This window comes from Allobosea sp. GW823-FHT01F03 (assembly GCF_058798075.1).
Map to the genome: position 1 here is coordinate 4,369,401 of NZ_CM179505.1, position 25,484 is coordinate 4,394,884.

The 25,484-nt window shown below is 66.9% G+C and carries 24 protein-coding genes; 8 read left to right on the forward strand and 16 right to left on the reverse strand.

Features of this window, described 5'->3' with window-relative positions; genetic code table 11:
- Positions 1-104: 104 nt before the first annotated feature.
- The 6 genes from AC3RCC_RS20945 to AC3RCC_RS20970 form a co-directional block, all read right to left on the reverse strand.
- Positions 105-1,034, reverse strand: coding sequence for a lipid kinase (locus AC3RCC_RS20945; RefSeq protein WP_492256474.1), 930 nt, complete (start codon positions 1,032-1,034; stop codon positions 105-107).
- Between the two features lie 157 nt (positions 1,035-1,191).
- A complete protein-coding gene (locus AC3RCC_RS20950) occupies positions 1,192-2,004 on the reverse strand; it encodes an LssY C-terminal domain-containing protein (RefSeq protein WP_492256475.1) in 813 nt (270 codons plus the stop codon).
- A gap of 156 nt (positions 2,005-2,160) precedes the next feature.
- Complete coding sequence (locus AC3RCC_RS20955; RefSeq protein ID WP_291645238.1) at positions 2,161-2,973, reverse strand: L,D-transpeptidase; 813 nt, start codon at positions 2,971-2,973, stop codon at positions 2,161-2,163.
- 168 nt (positions 2,974-3,141) lie between these two features.
- Complete coding sequence (locus tag AC3RCC_RS20960; protein ID WP_291634024.1) at positions 3,142-3,561, reverse strand: hypothetical protein; 420 nt, start codon at positions 3,559-3,561, stop codon at positions 3,142-3,144.
- A complete protein-coding gene (locus AC3RCC_RS20965) occupies positions 3,558-3,989 on the reverse strand; it encodes a T6SS effector amidase Tae4 family protein (protein WP_291634022.1) in 432 nt (143 codons plus the stop codon). The genes AC3RCC_RS20960 and AC3RCC_RS20965 overlap by 4 nt, the downstream gene beginning before the upstream one ends.
- A 90-nt stretch (positions 3,990-4,079) precedes the next feature.
- Positions 4,080-5,534 (reverse strand): lipopolysaccharide biosynthesis protein, encoded by a 1,455-nt coding sequence (locus AC3RCC_RS20970; protein ID WP_492256476.1) that lies wholly within the window; start codon positions 5,532-5,534, stop codon positions 4,080-4,082.
- 194 nt (positions 5,535-5,728) lie between these two features.
- Here AC3RCC_RS20970 and AC3RCC_RS20975 point away from each other — a divergent pair, with 194 nt between their 5' ends.
- The 3 genes from AC3RCC_RS20975 to AC3RCC_RS20985 all read left to right on the forward strand — a co-directional run bounded on the left by AC3RCC_RS20975 (position 5,729) and on the right by AC3RCC_RS20985 (position 7,896).
- A complete protein-coding gene (locus tag AC3RCC_RS20975; protein WP_492256477.1) occupies positions 5,729-6,493 on the forward strand; it encodes a sulfite exporter TauE/SafE family protein in 765 nt (254 codons plus the stop codon).
- A gap of 66 nt (positions 6,494-6,559) precedes the next feature.
- Positions 6,560-7,057 carry a GNAT family N-acetyltransferase gene (locus tag AC3RCC_RS20980; RefSeq protein ID WP_291645230.1) on the forward strand — a complete coding sequence of 166 codons (498 nt, stop codon included), beginning with the start codon at positions 6,560-6,562 and terminating at the stop codon, positions 7,055-7,057.
- Positions 7,054-7,896 carry a DMT family transporter gene (locus AC3RCC_RS20985; RefSeq protein WP_492256478.1) on the forward strand — a complete coding sequence of 281 codons (843 nt, stop codon included), beginning with the start codon at positions 7,054-7,056 and terminating at the stop codon, positions 7,894-7,896. Before AC3RCC_RS20980 ends, AC3RCC_RS20985 begins: the two co-directional genes overlap by 4 nt.
- A 36-nt stretch (positions 7,897-7,932) precedes the next feature.
- On the opposite strand, the gene AC3RCC_RS20990 is transcribed toward AC3RCC_RS20985, so the two are convergent.
- The gene (locus AC3RCC_RS20990; protein WP_291645226.1) at positions 7,933-8,418 is read right to left on the reverse strand and encodes a PaaI family thioesterase; all 486 of its coding nucleotides are present in this window, start codon (positions 8,416-8,418) and stop codon (positions 7,933-7,935) included.
- Positions 8,419-8,515: 97 nt separating this feature from the next.
- The gene (locus AC3RCC_RS20995; RefSeq protein WP_291634010.1) at positions 8,516-8,971 is read right to left on the reverse strand and encodes a MarR family winged helix-turn-helix transcriptional regulator; all 456 of its coding nucleotides are present in this window, start codon (positions 8,969-8,971) and stop codon (positions 8,516-8,518) included.
- Positions 8,972-9,281: 310 nt separating this feature from the next.
- Between AC3RCC_RS20995 and groES the strand changes: the two genes are divergently transcribed.
- The 4 genes from groES (at position 9,282) to AC3RCC_RS21015 (ending at position 14,280) form a co-directional block, all read left to right on the forward strand.
- Entirely contained in the window at positions 9,282-9,569 is a 288-nt protein-coding gene (groES, locus tag AC3RCC_RS21000; protein WP_291634008.1) for a co-chaperone GroES, read from the forward strand.
- Between the two features lie 47 nt (positions 9,570-9,616).
- A complete protein-coding gene (groL, locus tag AC3RCC_RS21005) occupies positions 9,617-11,254 on the forward strand; it encodes a chaperonin GroEL (protein ID WP_291634005.1) in 1,638 nt (545 codons plus the stop codon).
- A 318-nt stretch (positions 11,255-11,572) separates the two neighbouring features.
- A complete protein-coding gene (locus AC3RCC_RS21010; protein WP_492256479.1) occupies positions 11,573-11,959 on the forward strand; it encodes a DoxX family protein in 387 nt (128 codons plus the stop codon).
- 221 nt (positions 11,960-12,180) lie between these two features.
- Complete coding sequence (locus AC3RCC_RS21015) at positions 12,181-14,280, forward strand: ABC transporter ATP-binding protein/permease (protein WP_492256480.1); 2,100 nt, start codon at positions 12,181-12,183, stop codon at positions 14,278-14,280.
- 364 nt (positions 14,281-14,644) lie between these two features.
- Here AC3RCC_RS21015 and AC3RCC_RS21020 read toward each other — a convergent pair whose 3' ends face one another.
- From AC3RCC_RS21020 to AC3RCC_RS21055, 8 genes are all read right to left on the reverse strand, one after another.
- Positions 14,645-15,118 (reverse strand): META domain-containing protein, encoded by a 474-nt coding sequence (locus AC3RCC_RS21020; protein ID WP_291642477.1) that lies wholly within the window; start codon positions 15,116-15,118, stop codon positions 14,645-14,647.
- A gap of 294 nt (positions 15,119-15,412) precedes the next feature.
- Positions 15,413-16,387: an ATP phosphoribosyltransferase gene (gene hisG / locus AC3RCC_RS21025; RefSeq protein WP_291642479.1), complete on the reverse strand. Its 975-nt coding sequence runs from the start codon at positions 16,385-16,387 to the stop codon at positions 15,413-15,415.
- A gap of 17 nt (positions 16,388-16,404) precedes the next feature.
- Positions 16,405-17,517, reverse strand: a complete 1,113-nt coding sequence (locus tag AC3RCC_RS21030; protein WP_492256481.1) for an ATP phosphoribosyltransferase regulatory subunit — start codon at positions 17,515-17,517, stop codon at positions 16,405-16,407.
- Positions 17,518-17,769: 252 nt separating this feature from the next.
- Positions 17,770-19,344, reverse strand: coding sequence for a histidine--tRNA ligase (hisS, locus tag AC3RCC_RS21035; protein ID WP_492256482.1), 1,575 nt, complete (start codon positions 19,342-19,344; stop codon positions 17,770-17,772).
- A gap of 243 nt (positions 19,345-19,587) precedes the next feature.
- Entirely contained in the window at positions 19,588-20,958 is a 1,371-nt protein-coding gene (gene glcF / locus AC3RCC_RS21040; protein WP_492258812.1) for a glycolate oxidase subunit GlcF, read from the reverse strand.
- Between the two features lie 123 nt (positions 20,959-21,081).
- Positions 21,082-22,269 carry an FAD-binding protein gene (locus AC3RCC_RS21045; RefSeq protein WP_492256483.1) on the reverse strand — a complete coding sequence of 396 codons (1,188 nt, stop codon included), beginning with the start codon at positions 22,267-22,269 and terminating at the stop codon, positions 21,082-21,084.
- A gap of 69 nt (positions 22,270-22,338) precedes the next feature.
- Entirely contained in the window at positions 22,339-22,623 is a 285-nt protein-coding gene (locus AC3RCC_RS21050; protein ID WP_492256484.1) for a GIY-YIG nuclease family protein, read from the reverse strand.
- A gap of 59 nt (positions 22,624-22,682) precedes the next feature.
- A complete protein-coding gene (locus tag AC3RCC_RS21055; RefSeq protein ID WP_291642725.1) occupies positions 22,683-24,119 on the reverse strand; it encodes an FAD-linked oxidase C-terminal domain-containing protein in 1,437 nt (478 codons plus the stop codon).
- A 164-nt stretch (positions 24,120-24,283) separates the two neighbouring features.
- Here AC3RCC_RS21055 and AC3RCC_RS21060 point away from each other — a divergent pair, with 164 nt between their 5' ends.
- Positions 24,284-25,189, forward strand: coding sequence for a LysR family transcriptional regulator (locus AC3RCC_RS21060; RefSeq protein ID WP_291642723.1), 906 nt, complete (start codon positions 24,284-24,286; stop codon positions 25,187-25,189).
- The last annotated feature ends 295 nt before the right edge of the window (positions 25,190-25,484 follow it).

The following is a 25,484-nucleotide window of genomic DNA, read 5'->3' on the forward strand; positions in this document are numbered from 1 at the left end:
TTTTCGTTGAGCGAACGTGCCCGGGCGCCCGATGCGGCGTATTGGGAGAGCGGCGGAGAGACGCAGCCGACCGCGCCTCCCGCGGCCATTTCGCCTTTTCCCAGCTATCTGTGGAACATGGGCATGCGCATCGGCTCCGCGCGAAGATCGGCCTCGGGCGCAAAAATGGCGACGGCTCCGGGGTGAACCTTGAAATGGGCCGGCGTCGCCGTGACGATCTCGCCATCGGTGTTCACCGGCATCGGCCGCCTGGTCAGGATGTCGAATTCGACGCAGCGCGCGGTGCGCACTTCCTGCCAGGCTCCGTGCGTGCCCGATCTGAACGAGCGCAGCATCAGCGCCAGTTTCCAGAGGTTCCTGAGTTCGAGGCTGTAGAGATCGAGATGGCCGTCATCGATCTCTGCGTCGTCCCGGACGACGTTTCCGCCGCCATAGTGCCTGCCGTTGCCGATCGCGATCTGGAAGGTGTCGACCTCGGTCGTCCGGCCCTTCTCAGTGATCGTGGCATGGAAACGCGAGGCCTTCGTCAGCACCTTGGTAGCCGCCAGAGCATAGCCGAGACGCCCGAAGCGCTTCTTCAGCGTCGGATCGAGCCCTTGCGCGAGTTCGCTGCTCAGGCCGATGCTGGCGACGTTGAAGAAGGCGTGGCCATTGACCGTCCCCATGTCGATGCGGCGCGTCTGCCCGGCGGCGATCACCCGAGCCGCGGCGATCAGATCCATCGGGATCGCGAGGGTCCGGGCCAGGTCGTTCGCCGTCCCCATCGGCATGATGCCGAGCGGCAGGCCGCTTTCCATCACCGCCATCGCGCCGGACGAGATCGAGCCGTCCCCGCCGCAGATGACGATCAGGTCGGCGATGCTGCGCAGACGCACGATGTCGCGCGCGATCTCCGGCAGGGCCTCGAATGTCTCGATCGTGACGTCGATCCCGGCGAGCTCCAGTTGCCTGAAGGGACCGTCGAGGGATTCCTGCCCGCGCCGCGCCTTCGGATTGCGTAGAACCAAAGCGCGTTTGCGATCAGCCTGCTTCATCTGCACAGTTCTCGTGGCGGGACAGCCGGGCTCACTTGGGAGCGCGGGCACGCAAATTCAATCGCGCGGGTCGGCAGGCTGGGAACGCTGCTGCTTCAGATCTTGGAGCCGGACGCATGCCGGCGACAGAGATCAGCGTTCGATCCGCGAACCGGGATCACTTGGCGAGCGCATCGCCGACGCCGTGCCAGATCTGGTCCTTCAGCGCGATCAGCGGCGGCGCGGGAATGGTCGCGGGCGGTTCGGTGCGCCTCACGCCGTCGGCCACCAAAGTGGCGATGTGGATCTCGCCATCGGTGTAATAGGGATCGCCTTCGCCATTGCGGCCGAACAGGGTCGGCCCCACCCCGGAGATCTGGAAGAAGTTCCGGACCATGCCGGCCTTGCCGAGGTCCTGCATCAGCAGGTCTCGCTCGGCATCGATGTCGGGCGCGATGTGGTGCGTCACCTGGCCGGTATCGTGGCTGAAGCCGACGCCCCGGTCGAAGGTGACCGAGCCAAGCCAGACCGGGCGGCCATCAATCCCCTTTTCGAGGACCATCCAGAAACGCACATGGTGCCGGCGATCCGCGCTGGTGCCCTCGGGCTTTTCGAAGGCGAGCTGCTCCTTCTTGCCCTCATAGTAGAGCGGGCTGACCGGTGCATCGCGATAGGGCCGGTCGAGCACCACGCTGCCGACGATCTCGATGCTGGTCCGCAAGGTGATCGGGTCGGCCGGATACCAGCCTGCGGCATGCATGGCGCGCAGAGCGTCGTCCTTGCTGCCGACGAAGCCGACATTGAGCGCATCACCCGGAATGCCGCTCGCGGTGCGCGTCACCATGGGCATGGCGGCGAGACCGGGTTCGCGCTCGTAATGTCGCCACAGGAGCGGCAATAGCAGATAGGCCAGCAGCAGGTAGCCGGCGAGCGCACCCGCCAGGACGATCCACCAGCGTCGCCTGCGCGTGATCTGTCCCATTTCCGGCATCGGCTCGATGGCAATTGCGGCGTTACGCAGCCCCGCCGAGGGAACACGCTGCCTGCTCAGGCTAATCTCCGGCGAAGTGCGCCGTCTATTGTCTCTTGGTGCTCCCGTCCAAGCGTGCCCGCGATCAGCAGGCACGGCTTTCGAGAGAGGCCGGCCTCAGATCACCAGCACCTTGGCGCCGACACGGACCCGGCCATAGAGATCGACCACATCGTCATTGGTCATCCGGATACAGCCGGAGGAGACCGCCTGGCCGATGGTGTTCGGCTCGTTGGTGCCGTGGATCCGATAGAGCGAAGAGCCGAGATAGAGCGCGCGGGCGCCCATCGGGTTGTCCGGCCCGCCGTTCATGAAGCGCGGCAGGTCGGGACGGCGCTTCAGCATCTCGGCCGGCGGGGTCCAGCTCGGCCATTCCGCCTTGCGGCTGACCGTCTTCATGCCCGCCCAGGAGAAGCCGGGGCGGCCGACACCGATGCCATAGCGCAGAGCCCGGCCGCCGGGCTGGACCAGGAAAAGGAAGCGGCGCGGCGTGTCGATGATGATGGTGCCGGGCTTGTGCGGGCCGTCATAGGCGACTTCCTGCTTCTGGAAGCGCGGATCGACGACGCGCTCGATCGGCCGCTCGGCCGGCATGGGCTGGCCGAGGGCTGCACTGCGGCGCTCCCGGCGCGGCTCGAGCGGATCGCCATAGACGGGCACCGCCGGTTCATAGTCGGAAAGCCGGCGGGTCGGCTGCTGGCCATAGGCGCTACGGGGCGGACGGTTGTAGACCGCGCCGCCCCTGCCATAATCGGTGGGGTCGCGCCCGGTCATCATCATCTCGATGAAGCCGCCGCCATATTGGCCGCTGCTGCGGGGAGCCGCCACCGTCGGATCGGCCGGCCGCCAATAGGTCTGAGCCTGCGCCTGGCCGGCGCTATGGACCAACCCTCCGAGCAAGGCGAGGGAAACGAGACGGATCGGACGCATGACGCAACTCTCTCGACACAATCTGCGAGGGAGCCTGGACAAGGCCTTGCAACGAATGATGAATCGTTGACTCCAACAGGCCGGAACGGCGTTGAAAGCAGGCAGTTCCGCGTATTAACCTTAGCATTCGGCAAGGGAACGCGGTGAATCAATCCTTGCTTCGGCGCATCAGAAAAGCCCGATGAACATCTTCTCGTCCCAGCGGAACGGCGGACAGGCGGCGACCTTCTCCAGCCCCGGCGACAGCGCCACGGCCTCCCCGTCGAACGCCACCCCGCGAATGGTCGTGAGGCAGCCGCCTCGGGCCGGGTCGGGCGTCGAATGCTCGATCAGGGCGAGACGGCGGCTCCCCATCAGATGATAGCGGACCGCGCCGCCGGGCTCCCTGTGAAAGGCGCAAGGGAAGGGAATGCCGACCGCGAGTTCCTCGCGGCCATTCTTGCCGGCCCAGGTCAAAACGCAGCGATCCCCCCTTGCTGCGAGTTCGGCGCTCTCGGCCGGGGGCATGACGGGCAGCGCCCCCGCGGCCTGGGCCAGGGCTCCACCGGTCAGCAACGAGAAAGCCAGGACGAGACCCGCAGTGTTCATTTCAGTTCCCAGAACCAGATCTGCTTCGCCTTGTTCTGCGGGTCGCTGTAGGACTTGGTGAAACCGGTATGCCAGAGATCGATATGGTCGCCGACCTGCCGCGTCTCTCCGGCCCGCACGAAGCAATCCTTGAAGAAAATGATCCCCTTCTTCTCCGCCAGGAGCAGTTTGGCCTTTGCCGGGTCATTGTAGACCTTCGGCGGACCGATCTTCCGGTACAGCCAGTTCGCCAGCGACTCGGCGCCCCGTGCATGCCCGTGCGAGCATTTCGGCTCGGAATAGGAGCCCTTGCTCACGGTGAGCGTCTTCTCCGCGTTCAGCGTCAGGCTCATTCTGATGGCGCATTCGTTGGCGAGCCCGTCAGAACAATGCCTGACCTCGGGATCCGGATAGCTCGCCCAGAGGTTGAGAAAGCTCGGCTTGGCCATCGGCAGCCTCCCCCAAACCGCGGCAGGATCGCGGGGACGGCCGTGTTCGTCAACTCGTGCGTTCAGACACTGGAGTCCGGGGAAAACTCGTCACGGCCCGTCGGTCCCGACGGCCGCGCTGCGGCGCATCTTGCGCGTGAGGAACCAGAGCTTCAGCAATGTGCGGCAGCGGGCGATGTCGAAGGCCAGCACCAGCCCGCAATAGACCAGTGCGCCGATCGTCCCTTGCAGGAGAAGCTCGAATACCGGAGGGAACCGGCCGGACAGCGGCGCGACACAGGCCGCCATCGCGGCAACCGCGACGAGGATCAGCCCGATATCGCGTCCTGAAGGCCAGACCGGCAGCGCCCGCAATGCCGCCCAGCCGGTAATGGCGAGTACCACGACGAAGCCGGCCGTCTGGCCGAGCGCGAAACGCTCCGGTCCGAGCAGCTCCCCTGCCCCGAAGACGAGGACGAGATTGACCGCCAGCCCGAAGCCGGCCGCGAGCGTCGCCATGCCGGTGCGCTTGCCGAGCAGGAAGACCGGATAGAGCCCGGCGACGAAGATCGTCAACGCCAGGAAACCCGGCAGCAGCTGCACCATATAGGCCGAGAAATGGCCGTGGAAATTCGCGGGGACGAGCAGCTTCTCGAAGGCCGGCAGCACCAGGAACAGCCCGAGCGCGACCGGCAGCGCCACCATCAGCACAATGACCAGATTGGCGGCGATACGCTTCTGCGCGGCGCGCCGGCCCTTGGTCTCGTCGAGGCGCAGGACCTCGCGCAGCAGGACGATCTCCAGCGTCGCACCCAGCGTGCCGAACAGGCGCAAGCCCATATCGGCGGCGAGCGAGAAATAGCCGGCTTCGGCAAAGCCATGGGCGTCGGCGAGCAGCGTGCGATTGATCAGCGGGATCAGCGAGTAGATCGCGTTCGCCCCGACCAGCGGCAGCGCATAGACGGCGAAGTTCCAGGCGAGGTCACGCCGCGCCGCCGACCAGGCGAGTGGCCGGTCGGCGAGCTGCCGGCGCACCGCCAGCAGCGCCGCCATGACGCTGATCACGCCACCGAACATCACGACGGTGGCGTCGCGCATCCACCAGGCACCGCCGACCATCAGCAGCAGCGCCAGCACGTTCTTGACGATGATCAGCCGGGCATAGGCGGCATCGAGGAAGCGGGCGCGCGCGATCGCACCGTGATAGTCGAACAGTCCGGCGCAGATGCCGCCTGCGACCGAGGCCGCGACCAGCATCGCCGGGAGCTTGAAATCGATGCCGACGACAAAGGCCGCGATCAGCAGGCCGGCCAGCGCGATCGTCATTCCGGCGGCGAGAACGTCGAGCGTCGCGCGGATCTCGGGCTGCGTCTCGCGGGTCTTCAGGGAATAGAAGCGGACGGCCGAAAGCCGGATCCAGTCGAGCAGCGCCGTGTTGAGCAGCACGATCAGCGCCGCGCCGATGGCGTAGCGTCCGAACTCGGCCGGCCCGAGGAAATAGGCGATCAGCAGGCCGAGAGCGAAGTTCAGCCCGGAATTGATCACGAAGGGCAGAAGGACGGTCATGGCGCCATTGCGAAGGGCTGAGTCGACTCAACATCGGGTGCGCAGCGGCGCGCCCTTCCCGCCTAGAGCATGTTCCGTCAAAGTGGAAACCCCTTTTGCGGCCGGCACAGGCTCAAGACATTGATTTGACGTGCTTTCCGACGCGAAATTGAATCCGCGGGCCACGCCGGCCGCAATGAGGACGACGAAGCCCGATGCCGAGCGACCCGCTGTTCTACCTCGTCGGCTGGGTGACGACGCTACTGATCGCGATCGGCAAGGGGGCCTTCGGCGGCGGGCTCGCCATTCTCGGCGTGCCGCTGCTCGCCCTCGTCATCGAGCCGCTGCAGGGCGCGATCATCGTAGCCTTGCTGGTCGCCGGGATGGATTTGTTCGCGTTCCGCGCCTTCGGCGTCGCAACCTGGTCCAAGCCCGACCTCGCCTGGCTCGTACCCGGGCTCGCCCTCGGAATCGGCATCGGCTACGCCGTCTTCCTGATGGTCGACGCCCGGATCGTCACCCTGGTCATCGGCCTGACCACGCTGAGCTTCACCGCGCACTGGTTTCTGCGCGGACGCCTCGCGCCTCCCGGAAGCCTGCCGGTCTCCCCGGTGCTGGCCCTCGCCGCCAGCACCACCTCCGGCTTCACCACCTTCGTCGCCCATGCCGGCGGGCCGCCGGTGGCAATGTACCTGCTGGCGCGCGGCCTCTCGAAGACCAGCTTCGTCGGCACCACCATCGCGCTCTTCATGCTCGGCAACCTGCTCAAGCTGCCGCCCTACCTTTCGCTGGCGCTGAAGCAGCCCGGGCTGCTCTGGGCGGCGCTCGCCCTCGCACCGGCGGCACCTCTCGGCGTCTGGCTCGGGCGCTGGCTGCATGATCGGCTCGACCAGAAAAGGCTGTTCTTCGCCTGCTATCTGCTGCTCGCCGCCGCGGCGCTGAAGCTGACGGCAGACGCCGCCCTGGCGCTGCTGCGATAGGAGCATGGCAGGCGAGCGAGAGCACCATCTTTGCAGCCGACCCGATTGGCCCTAAGCGCTTGGAGCATGAGCCTTCCGCCGCTTCGCGACGCCATCGACGCCGATTCCGAACGCCTCGCCGCGCTGGTCGCCGCGAGCTTCGCCGAATATCCCGGTTGCCTGTTCCACTGGCCGGAATTTCCGGAGCTGCGCCATCCCGCCCGCCATTTCGCCGGCAAGGGCGGGCGGCTCTGGGTCGCCGAGGGGAGTGACGGCCGCATCGTCGGCTCGATCGGCGTCGCCCCCGTGCCGGAGCAAAACGCGGCCGAGCTGACCAAGGTCTATGTCGATCCGGATTATCGCGGCGCCGGCCTCGCGCAGGCGCTGTTCGCCCGCGCGCTCGCCTTCGCCAGGGACAGGGGCTGCGCCGAGATGATGCTCTGGTCCGATACCCGCTTCGCCCGCGGCCACCGCTTCTACGAGAAGCTCGGCTTCGTGCGCTGGCCCGGCGAGCGCTACCTCGCCGACATCTCGGCGACCTGGGAATACCATTTCCGCAAGCCGCTGGCCGACATCCAGCCATGACCCCCGGCACTGCGCTGCGCGCCATCCTCGGCATTGCCCTGCTGACGCTGATGGATGTGGTGATCAAGGCGCAGATGCAGCAGCACCCGTTCATCGTGGCGCTGTTCATGCGTTTCGCCATGGGCGGAATCTGCGCGCTCACCGTCGTCGCGTTGCTGCGTCCGCCCGCTCCGACGCGGGCGAGCGTGATCGGCAACAGCCTGCGCGTCCCGGTCGTGGTCCTGACCGCCGGGAGCTTCTTCTACTCGATCGCGACGCTGCCCCTGGCGGAAGCGCTGACGCTGTCCTTCCTGGCGCCGGTCTTCGTCGCGCTGCTCGGCGCGCTGATCCTCAAGGAGCGGCTGGATGCGCGCATCCTGCAGGCGCTGGGCTTCGGCCTCGCCGGCATGCTGGTGATGGTCTGGCCGCGCCTGCAGGGTGGCATCACCGGGGCGGAGCTCGGCGTCGCCGCAGCGCTGTTCTCGGCCGTGTCCTACGCCTTCAACCTGATCCTGCTGCGCCGGATCGCGCTGAAGGAGCATCCGGCGATCATCGTGCTGTTCCAGAACGCCGGGCCGGCGCTCTGCCTCGTCATCCCGGCCGCGTTCCATTTCGTGCCGATGAGCGGTGGGGATCTGGCGGCCTATCTCCTCGCCGGGGCGCTCGGCGTCGGCGGCCATCTCCTGCTCACCTCGGCCTTCGCCCGGGCACCGGCATCGCGGCTGGCGCCGATCGAGTACACGGCGCTGGTCTGGGCGAGCCTGCTCGGCTGGCTCGTTTTCGCGGAGGTGCCGCCGCTCACGACCTATGCCGGTGCGCTGCTCATCGTCGCCGGCGCCTTCGCTATCAGCAGGCGCTAGATCGCCGCGCCCGACCGGACGCGGTCAGGCGACGGCTCAGCCGCCGGCGGCGCCCTGCGCAGCGAAAATCAGGCAGGTCTCGGTGCCATGGGCCAGCAGTTTTCCGCGCGCGTCGAGCAGCCGTCCTTCGGTGGTCGCGATCGTGCCGCCGCGATGGATCAACCGGCCCTCACAGCGGACCTCGCCACTCTCCGGCATCACCGGGCGGACATAGTTGAGCTTCATCTCGAGCGTGGTGTAGCCCTCGCCGACCTTCAGCGTCGAATGGGCGGCGCAGGCCATGGCGGAATCGAGGATCGTCGCGGTCCAGCCGCCATGGATCGTCCCGAGCGGGTTGAAGAAGCGCGGCGAGGGCTTTCCGACGAAGACCACCCTGCCCTCATCGACCTCGGCGAGCTCGAAATCCATGGCGTCGGCGAACGGCGCCCCCGGATGCCTGCCCTCCATCATGCCGCGCAGGAAACAGGCGCCATCCTCCGCGAGCAGGACATCACGACTGACGACACCGACGGTGCGGGACATGGGCAAGGCCTCGATCAATTTCGTGTAGATACACGTTATGAAGGAAGGCGCAGCCCGGTCAAGCGCTGCCGCGAGCGCGCGTGGCCTTCCCTCCGGCTCAGGTCGCCTGGCGGGCGGCGCGGCGGACGGCCTTCAGCGCATCGCGGGTCTCGACCCAGCGCTCGTGCCCGAGCCCGCCCTCGATGCGGTCCTGCGCCGCGCGCCAATACGGGATCGCCGCCTCGATCGCCGTACGCCCCTTGTCGGTGACCGCATAGACCAGCGCCCGCCCCTTGCGATCGACAGGCTCGATCAGCTGCTCGGCCGCCAGCAATTGCAGATTGCGGGTGAGCGAGGTCCGCTCCAGCGCAAAGCGATCGGCAAGCTCGGTAACCGAACGCCAGGCACCGGTCGAGAGCGCCGAGAGCAGCACGAACTGAGTGATCTTCAACCCGCTCGGCCGCATCGCCTCGTCATAGGCACGCGTGACCGCGCGAGCCGTCATGCGGATATGCAGCACGACGCAGGAGCGTGCGATCTCGTCGAGGCGCGGGTCGGGCTTGGGCGTGGTCATTGCGGCAGGATAGTTCATTGCGCGGAAAAGTGGGAACCGGATTTTGGTAGGCGCGGCAACTCTAAACTCATAGAAACGATCAGGTTTTCCCTGCCTGGCCTGCCGCTCCGACATGCGGCACGAGCGCGCGAGCCGGCAGGCATGAGCGGCGCATTCACCTTTTGCGCGGAGGCTTCCTTGACTCGGGAAAGGGGCGCGCCTATCTCCGCCCTGCCCGTTAGCACTCACGTTAGGAGACTGCTAACAGGCACCCCCACGGGCCAGCCCAGCGTGCGCCCGCCCAGATTTTGATCGAGAGGAAGACAGAACCATGAAGTTCCGTCCGCTGCATGACCGCGTTGTGGTCCGTCGCCTTGATAGCGAAGAGAAGACCAAGGGCGGCATCATCATCCCCGACACCGCCAAGGAAAAGCCCCAGGAGGGCGAGATCGTCGCCGTCGGCCCGGGCGCTCGTGACGAGGCCGGCAAGCTCGTTGCCCTCGATGTCAAGAAGGGCGATCGCGTCCTCTTCGGCAAGTGGAGCGGCACCGAGGTCAAGATCGACGGCCAGGACCTTCTGATCATGAAGGAATCCGACATCATGGGTATCGTCGGCTGATCAGCCTGAAGACCGCCCTTCCGTAAAGTTCAATCAGGAGTAGTCTCATGGCTGCCAAGGAAGTCAAATTCTCCACGGATGCCCGCGACCGCATGCTGCGCGGCGTTGAAATCCTCGCCAACGCCGTCAAGGTGACGCTCGGCCCGAAGGGCCGCAACGTCGTGATCGACAAGTCGTTCGGCGCTCCGCGCATCACCAAGGACGGCGTCACCGTCGCCAAGGAAGTCGAGCTCGCCGACAAGTTCGAGAACATGGGCGCCCAGATGGTGCGCGAAGTGGCCTCGAAGCAGAACGACGCCGCCGGTGACGGCACCACCACCGCGACCGTTCTGGCCGCCGCCATCGTCCGCGAGGGCACCAAGGCGGTTGCCGCCGGCATGAACCCGATGGACCTGAAGCGCGGCATCGACCTCGCCGTCGACGCCATCGTCTCGGACCTGAAGAAGAACTCGAAGAAGGTCACCTCGAACGCGGAAGTCGCGCAGGTCGGCACGATCTCGGCGAACGGCGACGAGTCGGTCGGCAAGATGATCTCGACCGCCATGCAGAAGGTCGGCAACGAGGGTGTCATCACCGTCGAGGAAGCCAAGACCGCCGAGACCGAGCTCGACGTCGTCGAGGGCATGCAGTTCGACCGTGGCTATCTCTCGCCCTACTTCATCACCAATGCCGAGAAGATGGTCGCCGAGCTCGAGGACCCCTACATCCTCGTGTTCGAGAAGAAGCTGTCGTCGCTCCAGGCGATGCTGCCGATCCTCGAGGCCGTCGTGCAGACCGGCAAGCCGCTCCTGATCATCGCCGAGGACGTGGAAGGTGAGGCTCTCGCCACCCTCGTCGTCAACAAGCTCCGTGGCGGCCTGAAGGTCGCGGCCGTCAAGGCTCCGGGCTTCGGCGACCGCCGCAAGGCCATGCTCGAGGACATCTCGATCCTGACCGCCGGCCAGATGATCTCGGAAGACCTCGGCATCAAGCTCGAGACCGTGACGCTCAACATGCTCGGCCGCGCCAAGAAGGTGCGCATCGAGAAGGAGAACACCACGATCATCGACGGCGCCGGCAAGAAGAAGGACATCGAGGCCCGCGTCTCGCAGATCAAGGCCCAGATCGAGGAGACCTCCTCGGACTACGACCGCGAGAAGCTCCAGGAGCGTCTGGCCAAGCTCGCCGGCGGCGTCGCGGTGATCCGCGTCGGCGGCGCGACCGAGGTCGAGGTCAAGGAGAAGAAGGACCGCGTCGACGACGCCCTGAACGCGACCCGCGCGGCCGTGGAAGAGGGCATCCTGCCGGGCGGCGGCGTCGCCCTGCTGCGTGCGCTCGCTTCGGTCAAGTCGCTCAAGACCCAGAACGACGACCAGAAGACCGGCGTCGAGATCGTCCGCAAGGCGATCACCGCTCCGGCCAAGCAGATCGTCGACAACGCTGGCGATGACGGCGCGGTCGTGGTCGGCAAGCTGCTGGAGTCGAAGGACTACGCCTACGGCTACAATGCCCAGACCGGCGAGTTCGGCGACATGGTCAAGGCCGGCATCATCGACCCGACCAAGGTCGTGCGCACGGCGATCCAGGACGCGGCTTCGATCGCCGGCCTGCTGATCACCACCGAGGCGATGATCGCCGAGCTTCCGAAGAAGGAAGCCCCGATGCCCCCGATGGGCGGCGGCGGCATGGGCGGCATGGACTTCTGAGGAAGTCCATACGCCCGAAGGCCTTGAGTGCCGAAACCGGGCAAGCCCGGTTTCGGTGGCGGCATGGACTTCTGAGGAAGTCCGAGCCCTCAAGCTCGATAATGACGGAAGGCCCGGCGCAAGCCGGGCCTTTTTCGTCTTCGGCTCCCCGTCATTCCGGCGCTCTGCTGCGCTGCGGCCGGAATGACGGCGCTCGGTCAGCATCCTTCGCCTTGCACCAGCGCAAGATCGACCGGACTTGCGTAGACTTTGGTTGTAGGTCTTAGTCGGCATAGGTGCGGCATCCTGCCGCGCCCCGATCCCTGCCGAGGCCAAGCCATGCTGAACAACCCAGCACTTTCAGACGCCGCCAAGCTCGTCGGCCGCATCCTGCTCGCCCTGATGTTCGTCCTGGGCGGCTGGTCCAAGATCTCCGGCTACGCCGGGACGCAAGCATACATGGCTTCGGCGGGTGTCCCCGGCATATTGCTGCCGCTGGTGATCATCGTCGAGCTGATCGGCGGGTTGATGATCGTCATCGGGTTCAAGACGCGGCTGGTGGCGCTCGCGCTTTTCGGCTTCACCATCGCCGCTTCGGTGCTCTTCCACATGAACTGGGCCGCGCCGATGCAACAATTGCTGTTCATGAAGAACCTCGGCATCGCCGGCGGCTTCCTCCTGCTCGTCGCGGCCGGCGCCGGCGCCTATTCGGTCGACAGGGACTGAGCCGGAGGCCGCCCGGCTGAGCCGGGCGCGCGAGGCCCTCGCGCCCGCGACGCTGCTTGCGCCCGCATCACCACCGCCGGCCCGAAGGCACGGAGCCGGATCACGATCCCGGAAAAATCCGGGCTCGGCCTTGAGTCCGGCCTTTTTTGTCGGCACGGCTGCTCTACAACAGCCATTCAGACTGGCGCGTCGTCGCGCCGATTCCCGACAAGGACCCATTCATGCGCTTGTTGAGTTTCGCTGTCGCCGGCCTCGCCCTGATCGCGCTGATCGTCGGACAGCAAAGCGGCAGCCCCGGCATGCTCGGAATGGGCGTGGTCGGCGTATTGCTGACCGCAGCGACCTGGCGCTCGGCCGGAATCAGCTATTTCCTCAAGATCTTCTCCGGCATCTTCGGCACCGAATATGTGATCTTCGGCGCCGGCGCGGTGCTCGCCCAGATCGGCTGGTGGCCGCAGGCCTGGGCCGCCGCGGCCCCGCCGACGAGCCTGGGCACCACCGTCGCGGTGTTCGGCATCCTGATCTACGCGATCTCCTTCGTGCCGGTGGTGCGGCGCATCGCCGACCTCGCCTCGCCCTATTTCCTGGCGCAGGACCCGAGCAGCATGAATTTGGGGCCGCTCGGCCGCTATCCGATGAAGCTCGGCCATTTCGCCGTGGCTGCGGTCGTCTTCCTGATCGTGCTCAACCAGGCGCAGGTCGGCATCTCACTGCGGATCAACTTCTTCTATCGCGACTTCTACAACGCACTGCAGGAGAAGAACGCGCCGGTCTTCTGGGACCAGCTCATCAACGTCTTCGGCGTCTGGGCCGCGATTTCGGTGATCAGCGTGCTGATCGAGACCGTGGCCAATTCGGTGCTGCTGATCCGCTGGCGCGAATGGATGGCGGCCGAATACAACCGGCGCTGGCTGCAGAACGGCAATCACTACCGCATCTCGCTCGCCGGTACCGCCGACAACCCGGACCAGCGCATCTCGGAAGACACCCGCTCCTTCCTCAACCAGACCTACGCCTTCTCGCTGACCCTGATCACCCAGGTCTCCACGCTGGTCTCGTTCTCGATCATCCTGTGGTCGATCCCGGTCGCGATCACGGTGCCGGGCACGGACATCGTCATCCCCGGCTTCATCTTCTGGGCGACGCTGATCTATGCGGCGGTCGCGACCTGGATCACCCATCTGATCGGCAAGCCGCTGATCGGACTCGAATTCGAGCAGGAGCGGCGCGAGGCGAATTTCCGCTTCTCTCTCGCCCGCCTGCGCGAATATTCCGAGCAGATCGCGCTGATGCGCGGCGAGACCGCCGAGCGCCGCCATCTCGGCGAGACCTTCGGCGGCATCGTCACCAATTTCTACAACCTGCTCTGGCGCCGGCTTAAGCTGACGACCTTCACCCTGTCCTACAACCAGGCTAACGTCGTCATCCCCTTCCTGCTGCTGGCGCCGTATTACTTCGCCGGCGCGATCGCCTTCGGCGTGCTGACCCAGGTCTCGTCGGCCTTCGGCCGGGTCGAGACGGCGATGTCCTTCTTCATCAACAGCTATCAGTCGATCGCCTCCTATCTCGCCTCGATCAACCGCCTCACCACCTTCGAGACCGCGATCGCGCAGGCCGAGGCCCAGGCGGCCGGCGCCGCCGGCGCCAATATCGAGATCGACGAGCAGCCGGGCCCCGATGCCCGGGTCAGGGACCTGACCCTGAACCTGCCGAACGGCTCGCCAATCGTGACGGTCCCCGAGCTCACGCTGCCTTCCGGCCGCTCGACGCTGGTGATCGGCCCCTCCGGATCCGGCAAGTCGACGCTGTTCCGGGCGCTCTCGGGCATCTGGCCGTTCGGCAAGGGCCAGGTCGAGACTCCCGCCAACACCCGCATGCTGCTCCTGCCGCAGCGGCCCTATCTGCCGCAGGGCACGCTGCGCGCCGTGATCGCCTATCCGGCCGAGCCGGATGCCTTCAGCGATGCCGAACTGCGCGCCGCGATGGAGAAGGTGAAACTCGGCCATCTCACCGAGCGCCTCGACGAGATCGACCTCTGGAGCCAGCGCCTCTCGGGCGGCGAGCAGCAGCGCCTGGCGGTGGCACGCGCGCTGCTCGCCAAGCCGGACTGGCTCTTCCTCGACGAGGCCACGGCCTCGCTCGACGAGAAGCTCGAAGGCGAGATCTACGCGATGATCCGGCGCGAACTGCCGCAGACCAGCGTGGTCTCGATCGGCCATCGCTCGACCTTGCGCGAGATGCACGAGGAGCTGATCGCGATGGAGCGCAACCCTGACGGCACGCACAGCCCGCGCGTCAGAGCGATGGAGCCGGCTGCCTAACCGATATTCCCGCTTTCACCGTCATTCCGGCCGGACCCGAGGGCTCCGGCCGGAACGATGTTTCGATCGGCGCGAGACTGCTCCGCGTACTCCTGGCCAGGACGTCGAATCCGTCCGTCCAACCAGCCCGGTACTTCCGAACAAAATCGCCGCGCTTCCGATCGGAAGCGCGGCGATCCGGAAACTGTCGATTTCAGGCGGAAGCGAAGCGGCTTTCCGCGAGCAGGCCGAACGACCTATAGCATCGGACCGAAAAGTGGACTCCGATTTTCGGAAAATTCCGATGCGATAACAATGAGATAGATCACCGTGACCGCGTCCGAGCCGACGCGCAGCGCTCTAGCCGCCGAAAGACCAGCGCGCCTCAGATACCGCGATCGAAGCGGATTTCGCCGGATGCGGTCTTCAGGACGAGCCGCCCCTCGACCAGGTCCCATTGCCGGGCGCCGCGCAGCGCCAGCAGGAAGCTGCGCTCGAAATCCATCACCGCCTTGTCGCAGGCGCGCTTGGTCACCGCGACCGGCCCGACGGCAAAGCCCTGCTGGCGCAACGGATAGGCCGAGGCCGAATAGGTGTTGCAGCCGGAGAAGCCGGTGCCGCGCAGATTGGCGTCGACCTTCAGCGTGATCCGCCGGTCGTTGAGCGGCTTGCCGTTGAACTGGACCGCCGTCCAGGACGCATCGAGCGGGAAGTTCTTCTCCTGCTTGGGCGGCGGCGCCGGCTGTCCTTGGTCCGGAATCTGCGAGGGGCGCTGACGGCCCTGCGCGAGGGCGTCACCGGCCAGAGCCGGCAACAGGGAAAAGGCGATGGCGGCCGCAAGGCCGAGGCGCGACTGCATGCTCAACTGGTCCAAACCCCGGATTGGAAATAGCGCGACGGGCAAAGGTTAGTTCCAAATGTCACCACTGCACCGAGAAAGCGGGCGAATGCAAGCCTCGATCGCTCCCTGAACAAGGTCAGCTGCGGCAAAAAACCGGCACCACGGCAACCTCGGCGCCATCGATACAGCCGCTGGCGCCACAGCCGCGTAGCCCGAGAATGCGACGGGATTCCGGCACTCGCGCGGAACTCCAGCCAAAACAGCGACATGTGCCGAGGCCACCTCACGGCGAAAATCGGCCGTTTCTTCCGGTCAAATCCGCGCCTGGAGCCGCTCGATCAGCGGATTGGTGCGGCGGAAAACGTAGTCGAGCGCGCGCACGGTAATGTCGTCGGCACCGGCGCGGGTCAGTTCCTCGACCAGCGGAAACACAGCCTTCTTCGGACAATGCAGGGTCACGACGCCGTCTTCACCGCCGGCGCCGAAAGGCAGGCGGGCGCCGAGGCGCTGGGCGATTTCGCCGAGGCGCTGCGGCGAGACCGCATGCAGAACGGCGCGGACCTCGCGCAGCGAGCGCGCTTCCTCCTCGGCGGCGATCCGGCCGAGAATGGCGGCCGCGGCATTGCGAGCCCGCTCGCCCCAGGGCGCCCGGACCGAGGCGACGAGATTGGCCTCCGATGCCAGCATGACGCCGTCGTCGAGCACCTTCAGCGCGTTGGCGACGAGTGTCGAGCCGGTCGTGGTGATGTCGACAACGATCTCGGCCGTGCCGGCGGCCGGCGCGCCCTCTGTCGCGCCGAGGCTCTCGACGATGCGGTAATCGGCGAGGCCGTGGCTGGCGAAGAAGCGCCGGGTCAGGTTGACGTATTTGGTAGCGACGCGGAGCTTGTTGCCGGTGCGGGCCCGCATGGTCGCGGCGACATCGTCGAGATCGGCCATGGTGCGGACATCGATCCAGGCCTGCGGCACGGCGACGACGACATTGGCATTGCCGAAGCCGAGCGGGGTCAGCAGTTCGATCGCCGCATCGGCATCGGAGACCTGCTCACGGATGAGGTCCTCGCCGGTGATACCGAGATGGACCGCGCCCGAGGCGAGCTGCGATACGATCTCGGAGGCCGAGAGGAAGGCGACCTCGGCCCCTTCCAGCCCGGCGATGGCGCCGCGATACTCGCGCGAGCCGCGCGCCTGCACGAAGGACAGTCCGGCCCGGCCGAAGAAGGCGGTGGCGTTCTCCTGCAGCCGGCCCTTGGACGGCACGGCCAGGACGAGCGGGGCATCATTCATGCTGTTCTCCGCCGCGCTCATGCCGTCGCTCCTGCCAGCCGGTCGAGCCAGATCGAGGCGCCGACCGCCGCGACAGGCTCCGGCGCGCCGAGGCGCTGCAGCACGCCGTCATAGCGGCCGCCGCCGGCGATCGGCTTCAGCTCGGGCCTTGCCGGATCATGCAGCTCGAAGATGAAGCCGGTATAATAGTCGAGATTGCGGGCAAAGGCGGCCGAGAAGCCGATATTGCCGACATCGACGCCGCGCGCCGCCAGGAAACCGGTGCGTTCGTCGAAGACATCGAGCGGCGCGGCGAGATCGAGCCCCGCCTCGCTCGCCAGCTTGCGCCAGGCGGCCGAGGCGCTGTCGGGATCGCCGCTGATCGCCAGCGCGCGGCCGAGCAGCACCCTCGCCTCATCGCTGACCGGGTTGTCGCGCTCGGCGGCACGGGCCAGAAAGCGCTCGGCGATGTCACCCGCCGAGCGGCCGCCGACGGTCGAGATGCCGGCGATCGAGAGCACGTCCTCGACGAATGCCCGGGCAGCCTTGGGGTCCTGCCCTTCCAGCGCCTTGAGCAGCCCGGCATGGGTCGCTTCGGTCGCGGCCGCCGGCGCGTCGAGCGCCGAGACGGCATCGGCGCCCTTGCCCTGGGCGACGGCGCGCATCAGGCGGCGGCGAGCCGCCTGCGGCACGCCAAGCCCGTCGAGCAGAGCGGCGAGCAAAGCGACATCACCCATCAGCAGGCGCGGCTGGGCGAGCCCGAGCGCCGCGACGGCTTCAACGGCGAGCGCCATGATCTCGGCATCGGCGGCGGCGACGTCCCCGCGGCCGAAGGATTCGATCCCGGCCTGGGCGAACTCGCCGGGCTCGTTGGAGCGCATCCGGAAGACCGGGCCGGCATAGGCGTAGGAGGCCGGCTCGGTGGACCGGGCGGCGATATGGGCGAGCGCGACGGGGATCGTATATTCCGGCCGCAGGCACCATTCGCGACCGTCGAGATCCTGCGTCAGGAAGATGCGGCGGCGGATATCCTCGCCGGAGAGGTCGAGGAAGGGCTCGGCAGGCTGCAGGATCGCGGGTTCGGCGCGGGCATAGCCCTCGCGCTCGAACAGCGCGATCACGGTGTCGATGCTGGCACGGGTCGCGGTCACGGCATTGGTCCTGTTGCGGCGCCGTCCTAGCAGGGACGAACCGGATTTTCGACGGTTTTTAGGGAATTGGGTTAGCGGGAATTCGGAAGGCTCTTCCCTTCTCCCCCTGCGGGAGAAGGTGGCTCGGCGAAGCCGAGACGGATGAGGGGTCGCGCGACGACATGGCGAGCAAGCGAAATGCGTTACCGATCCGGGCGCAGCGCGACCCCTCATCCGCCTGCCGGCACCTTCTCCCGCAAGGGGAGAAGGGCGCTAGCGATGTCGCCCGATGACCCGCCTGACTCCTTCGACCAGCTCCGCCACCGGGACGGAGAACTGTGCTTCCGCCTGCCTCGCCTTGTGCTCGGCGGAATCCTTGACCTCGCGGCCCGCGGCGGCGAGCTCGGCGCCGAGGATCAGGTCCTTGATGACGACCGTGCCGGCCTCGCGCTCCGAAGAACCCTGGATCACCGCGCAGACGGCGCCGCGCCTGTCGGCATATTTCATCTGGGCGTTGAAGCCGGAAGCACCGAGATAGAGGTCCGCGCGCAGCAGCGGCTTGCCGTCCGCATCCTTCGCCTGCCGGAGCTGCGAGACAAAAGCCTGATAGGCCGGCATGAACTCCGGCGACTTGTTGTCCATGGCGGTGACGACGACCAGCGGCAGCTCGTTCCTCTGGTCGACGATCGGCGACTTCACCGCCTTCAGCGCCGAATAGAGCCTGGAGACGCCGATCGAGAAACCGGTCGCCGGCACGGGCTCGGGCCGGAAGCGACCGACGAGACCGTCATAGCGCCCACCACCCGCGACCGAGCCGAAGCGCACGACCTGACCGTCCTCATTGGTCACCGGGAAGGTCAGCTCCACCTCGTAGACCGGACCGGTATAGTATTCGAGGCCGCGCACGACGGAAGGGTCGATAATGATGCGGCCAAGATAGCCGGCGGCGGTGACGAGTTCTCGGATCTGCTCAAGCTCCGCGATGCCGGCGCGGCCATTCTCGGCGCTCTCGACCAGCTTGCCGAGCTCGCTGACGGCCTCGGCCGACAATTCAGCCGCCCGGGCGCTGTCGGCGGCGGTGGACTTGCCGAGCTCGGCGAGCTTCTGGCCCAGCTCGAGATAGCGCAGGATCGTCTCGGCTTGCGCGCCCGTCAGCCCGGCGCCCTTGGTGAAGTCGCCGCTCTCGTCCTTGCGGCCCTCGCCGAGCAGCTTGCCGACTTCGGCCAGCGGGAACTTGTCGGCCTTGTCGATGGCGCGCAGCACGGCTAGGCGCGCGGCCTGATCGATGCCGGCGGCATCCATCACCCCGTCGAGCACCTTGCGGTTGTTGACCTTGACGACATAGTCGCCGCGCCCGATGCCGAGCTTCTCCATCGTGTCGGCGGCGAGCATGCAGATCTCGGCATCGGCCGCGACCGTGCCGGAGCCGACGATGTCGGCGTCGAACTGCATGAACTGGCGGAAGCGCCCCGGCCCCGGCTTCTCGTTGCGGAAGACATAGCCGGCGCGATAGCTGCGATAAGGCTTCGGCAGCGCGTCGAAATTCTCGGCGACATAGCGGGCGAGCGGCGCCGTCAGATCATAGCGCAGCGAGAGCCACTGCTCGTCATCGTCCTGGAAGGAGAAGACGCCCTCGTTCGGCCGGTCCTGATCCGGCAGGAACTTGCCGAGCGCATCGGTATATTCGACGAAGGGCGTTTCGACAGGATCGAAGCCATAGAGCGAGAAGCTCTCACGGATGACGGACAGCATGCGCTCGGTGGCGGCGACATCGGCCGGGCCACGGTCGACGAAACCACGCGGCTGGCGGGCTTTCAGCTTGCTGGAGGCGGTCTTGTCGGCGGACATGGCTGCGGAACTCGATAAGTAAATGCTTATTGATGCCCGAGCGGGTTAGACCCTGAGGCCCCCGGGGGCAAGTCTTCCCGGCCACCACGCGAAGGTTGTCATTCCGGGGCGCTGCAAAGCAGCGAACCCGGAACCCACGACTGGGCGCACCTTTCGTCGAGCCGGGCTCGAAACGTCTCACCCGGTCGTGGGTTCCGGGCTCCTGCCTGCGGCAGGCTCCGGAATGACGGGGAGACGGCGAACTCACTCCGCCGCGACCAGGGCCTCCGCCGCCGGCGCCTCTCCGATCCCGGCCTGCGCCAGCTTCGCCGGGACCGGTCCGCCGGTCGCCCAGTCGAGCAGCTCGGCGGTGTGCACGACCGGCGTCGTCGCGCCCTTGTCGGCGAAGCCCTTGGCCAGCTGGGTCATGCAGCCGATATTGCCGGTGGCGACGAGATCGGGCCGGGTGCGGCCGATATTGCCGATCTTGCGCCCGCGCAATTGTCCGGCGATCTCCGGCTGGAGGATGTTGTAGACGCCGGCCGAGCCGCAGCAGATATGGCCCTCCGGCACTTCCTTGACCCTGAAGCCGGCGCGCGAAAGCAGGCGCTTCGGCCCGTCCTTGAGCTGCTGGCCGTGCTGCATCGAGCAGGCGGAGTGATAGGCGACCGTGAGGTCGAAGCCACGCACCGGCGCGATCTCCAGCGTCTCGACGAATTCGGTGACGTCCTTGGCCAGGGCCGAAACCTTGGCCGCCTTCTCGGCATAGGCTGGTTCGTTCCGGAACATGAAGCCGTAGTCCTTGATCGTCGTGCCGCAGCCCGAGGCGGTGATCAGGATGGCGTCCAGCCCCTCGCCGTCGATCTCGGCCGTCCAGGCGTCGATATTGGCGCGGGCGAAGGCGAGCGCGTCATGCTCGCGGCCCATATGGTGGACAAGCGCTCCGCAGCAGCCCTCTCCCTTCGGCAGCACGACCTCGACGCCATGGCGGGTCAGCAGCCGGATCGTCGCCTCGTTGATGCCGGGGTCGAGCACCGGCTGGGCGCAACCGGAGAGGATGGCGACGCGCCGCTTGCGCTCGCCGCTGGCCGGGAAGCTTTGCGGGCCTTCCATCGCCGAGCGGCTCGGCAGGCTCCAGGGCGCCAGCGCCAGCATCGCCTTCAGCGAGGCGCCGAGATGCGGCAGCGCGCCGAGCGCCCCCGCGAAGGGCTTTCCGAGCCGGGCGGCGAGCATGGCGAAGCGGAAGCGGCCGGGATAGGGCAGGATCGCGGCGAGGAGGCGCCTGAGCGCCCGGTCATGCCAGGGGCGCTGATAGGTCTCCTCGATATGGGCGCGGGCATGGTCGACGAGATGCATATAGTGCACGCCCGAGGGGCAGGTCGTCATGCAGGACAGGCAGGAAAGGCAGCGGTCGATATGCTTGACCACCTCCGCCGTCGCCGGCCGCTCGTTCTCGAGCATGTCCTTGATCTGGTAGATGCGCCCGCGCGGCGAATCGAGCTCGTCGCCGAGCAGGAGGTAGGTCGGGCAGGTCGCGGTGCAGAAACCGCAATGCACGCAGCTGCGCAGGATCTTCTCCGAGGCCTGCAGGCGCGGATCGGAAGCGAGATGCTCGGGGGTAAAGTTGGTCTGCATGATCTCGTCCGTGTCGCCCTGTACGTCATGGTCGAGCCTGTCCCGACCATCCACGTCTTTCCCTCAATCCGCGCCGCAAGACGTGGATGCTCGGCACAAGGCCGAGCATGACGGAAACGACGGTCAAATCCCCGCATAAATCCGGCCGGGCTCGAACACGCCCTCCGGATCGAAGCTCTTCTTGATGCCCGCCGTCACCCGCATCAGCGGTTCGGCGAGCGGTTCGAAGACCGGCACGACGGCGCGCACCGCATCCGGCGCCCGCACCAGCGTGGCATGGCCGCCGAGCGGCTTCGTCGCGGCGCGGATCGCGGCGGCGCCGCCATCGCCCGCCGCCGGAACCGCAAGCCAGACCAACCCGCCGCCCCAATCGTAGAACCAGCGCGCCTGTGGAATGGCGCGGGCGATGGCGGCGGTCGCCCTTGGGCCATTGCTCGGAGCCAGTGACAGCCGCCAGACGGCCTCGTCGCTGCCAGCGAAGAAAGCGGCGTCGCGGACCTCGCGCCAGAGCGCGTCCGAGCCGCGCCCTTCGATCAGCTCGGGCCGGCCATGGGCCTTGAGCAGGCGCGCGAGCTCGGCGGCGCGATAGCCGATCGAGGCGGAGAAATTCTCCAGCCTGATCAGGGTGCGCGCATCCTCGGCGCCGATCCCGACCGGCAGATGCGCCGCAGCCATCGGCTCGAAGGGCGAGCCGAGCGCGGCGGAGAGCAGTGCAACCGCCGCCTCGTCGGAAAGGCCCTCCCAGATCAGCGTGACGACGCGCTCAGGCCGCGGCAGGACACGGAAGGTCACTTCGGTCAGGAAGCCGAGCGTGCCGAAGCTGCCGGCGACGAGCTTCACCAGATCGAGACCGGTGACATTCTTCATCACCCGCCCGCCGGACTTCACCAGCTCGCCGCGGCCGTTGATCAGCCTGATGCCGATCAGCGAGTCACGAGCGGCGCCGGCATTGATCCGGCGCGGGCCGGAGATATTGCCGGCCGCGACGGCGCCGATCGTCGGCTCCCCCTCGCTGCCCAGCAAGGCGCGATGGTCCATCGGCTCAAAAGGCAGCATCTGGCCGCGCTCTGCCAGCGTCTGCTCGATCAGCTTCAGCGGCGTGCCGGCTTTGGCCCCGATCACCATTTCGGCGGGTTCATAAAGGGTGATGCCGGAGAGCCCGGCGCTGGAGAGCGTGCTGACGGCGTTGTCCGGCCGCCCCAGGCCGGAGCGCGTGCCGCCACCGCGGATGGCGAGCGGGATGCGCGCCTCGACGATCGAGGCGACGACGGCGCAGGCCTGCGCCTCTGTGGTGGGAGTGTGGAGCATCACGCGCCCACCGCTGTCATTCCGGGGCTTCGCTTCGCGAAGAACCCGGAACCCACGATTGGGTATCGCCGGTCAGGACAGCCCTTCATAGAAATCCTTCCATTCCGGATTCATGTCTTCGATGAGCTTGATCTTCCAGGCTCTGCGCCATTTCTTCAGGACCTTCTCCCGGTCGATCGCATCCCTGACATCCTCGAACTGCTCGTACCAGACCAGCCTGTCTATCCCGTAGCGGCTCGTGAATCCGATGTTCCGTTTCGATTTGTGCTCATAGGCCCGTCTCGCCAGATCGTTGGTGATTCCGAGGTAAAGCGTACCGCTTCGTTTGCTAGCCATGAGGTAGACGAAATACGCCATCCCGCTCACCCGGTCGTGGGTTCCGGGTTCTCGCTATGCGAGCCCCGGAATGACAAAGCTCACGCAGCGATCCGACCTTCGAGCGGGAAAACCTTGGCCGGGTTGAGCAGCCAACGCGGGTCGAACACCGCCCTCACCCGCTGCTGCTGATGCAGGTCCGCCTCGTTGAACTGCACGGTCATCAGGTCGCGCTTCTCGATGCCGACGCCATGCTCGCCGGTCAGGCAGCCGCCGACCTCGACGCAGAGCTTGAGGATGTCGTTGCCGGCATCCTCGGCCTTCTGCGCCTCGACCGGGTCGTTGCAGTTGTAGAGGATCAGCGGGTGGAGATTGCCGTCGCCGGCATGGAAGACATTGGCGACGCGCAGGCCATAGCCCTTGATGATCTCGTCCATGCGGCGCAGCACGAAGGGCAGCTGCCCAGTCGGAATGGTGCCGTCCATGCAGATATAGTCGGCGATCCGCCCGGTCGCGCCGAAGGCCGATTTGCGGCCCTTCCAGATCGCAGCCGTCTCCATCGCCGACTTGCTCTCCTTGACCGTCTTGACGCCGTGCTCCCTGGCGATGGCGACGATACGGGCGAGCTGGGCGTCCATCTCGGCCTCCGAGCCCTCGACCTCGATGATCAACAGCGCCTCGACATCCATCGGATAGCCGGCCTTGGCGAAGGCCTCGCAGATCTCGATCGCCGGCTTGTCCATGAATTCCATCGCGACCGGGATGATGCCGGCGCCGATGATGGCGGCGACCGCCGCCCCCGCCTCCTCGCTGCTCGGGAAGCCGAAGAGCACCGGGCGGGCGCCCTCGGCCGAGCGCAGGATGCGCACCGTCGCCTCGGTGACGATGCCGAGCTGCCCCTCCGAGCCGACGATCAGGCCGAGCAGGTCGAGCCCCGGCGCATCGAGATGGGCGCCGCCGATTTCGACGATGCTGCCATCCAGCATGACCAAAGTGACGCCGAGCACATTGTTGGTGGTGACGCCGTATTTCAGGCAATGCGCCCCGCCGGAATTCATGCCGATATTGCCGCCGATCGAGCAGGCGAGCTGCGAGGACGGGTCGGGCGCGTAGAAGAAGCCATCGGCCGAGACCGCGCCGGTGACGGCGAGATTGGTGACGCCGGCCTGCACCTTGGCGACGCGGTTGGCGTAGTCGATCTCGAGAATGCGGTTCATCTTGGAGACGCCGATCACCACCGCATCCTCCTGCGGGATGGCGCCGCCGGCGAGCGAGGTGCCGGCGCCGCGCGGCACGACCGGCACGCCCTGCTCGCCGCAATAGCGCAGCACGGCGGCGACCTCCTGCGTGGTCGAGGGCAGCACCACCGCGAGCGGCATGCGGCGATAGGCGGTCAGCGCGTCGGTTTCATAGGGCCGGCGCTCATCCTCGGTGGTGATCAGGGCCTCGGGCGCGACGAGCCGGGCGAGGCCGGCGAGAATCTGCTCGCGGCGAGCGAGGATATCGGCATCCGGCGCCGGAAAGGCGATGGCACTCATGGTCGATCCTTCTTCGTCCTCTCCAACCCCATCTCGAGGCGCCGCAGATCGGCGCCTCGAAGGGTGCGGGCTGAGCCGACCTTGTGACTCTAGAACAATTCTCGGGTTGTTGCAGCGAGAGTAACGTGCATGATTATTTCCGAAATGGAAAAAATGGAGGCTGTGTGGATCGGTTCGGCGACCTCGACGTTTTCGCCCACGTCGTCACCGCCAAGAGCATGTCGGCGGCCGGGCGCGAGCTCAGCCTGTCGCCGGCGGTGATCTCGAAGCGGATCCGCCGGCTCGAGGAGCGGCTCGGCGTGCGCCTGCTGCAGCGAACCACGCGGCAACTCTCGCTGACCGAGGCCGGCCAGGGCTTCTATGAGCGGGTCGTCGCGATCCTCGGCTCGATCGAGGAGGCGGAAGCCTGGGTGGCGAGCGGTGTCGGCCAGGCGCGCGGCACATTGCGCGTCTCGGCGCCGACCTCGTTCGGGCGGCTGCATGTCGCGCCGCATCTCAAGCCCTTCCTCGACGCCAATCCGATGGTCAATGTCGACCTGATCCTGACCGATGCCTTCGTCGACATCATCGGCGAGGGCTTCGACCTCGCGGTGCGGATCGCCGATCTCGGCGATTCCAGCCTGGTCGCGAAGCGGCTGGCGCCGAACCACCGCATCCTCTGCGCGACGCCGGCCTATCTCTCCGCCCATGGCCGTCCGGCGACGATCGAGGACCTCCAGAGCCATACGTTGATCGCCCATAATGCCGATCAATGGCGGCTCGACGGGCCGGAAGGGCCGGTCACGGTGCGCGTCACCGGGCAGTTGCGCACCAATTCCAGCGAGGTCGTGCGCGAGGCGCTGCTCGCCGGCGTCGGCATCGCCCTGCGCTCGACCTGGGATGTCGGGCCGGAGCTGAAATCAGGCGCGTTGACCAGGGTTCTGCCGGCCTATTCGGTCGGCAAGCGCGTCGCCGTCTACGCGGTCTATCCGAGCCGCCGCCACATGGAGCAGAAGGTCAGGGCCTTCGTCGATTTCCTGGCTGAACTCTACGGCGCGACGCCGTATTGGGACGAGGGCCTCGAACTGTAGAAGCCGCTTGCGCCGAACCGCGACCGCCCTGCATGATCGCCGCGAAGATCGGCGGCAGACCCGCCGCTACACTCCTCCTACTGCGTCGGACTTCTGTCGATGACTGATCTTGCTTGCCAGCGCCTCGCTGCCGCCGCACTGGGATCTCTACTGCTCGCAGCAACGACAACACCGGCGGCCGCCCAGATCAGGATCGACAGGGACCAGACCGGGCGAACCGTCGCGATCGTCGGCCTGCCGGGCTCATCCGGCTGCGTTCGGGGAACCTCCATCGGCCGGGTCGTCGATCGCGTCG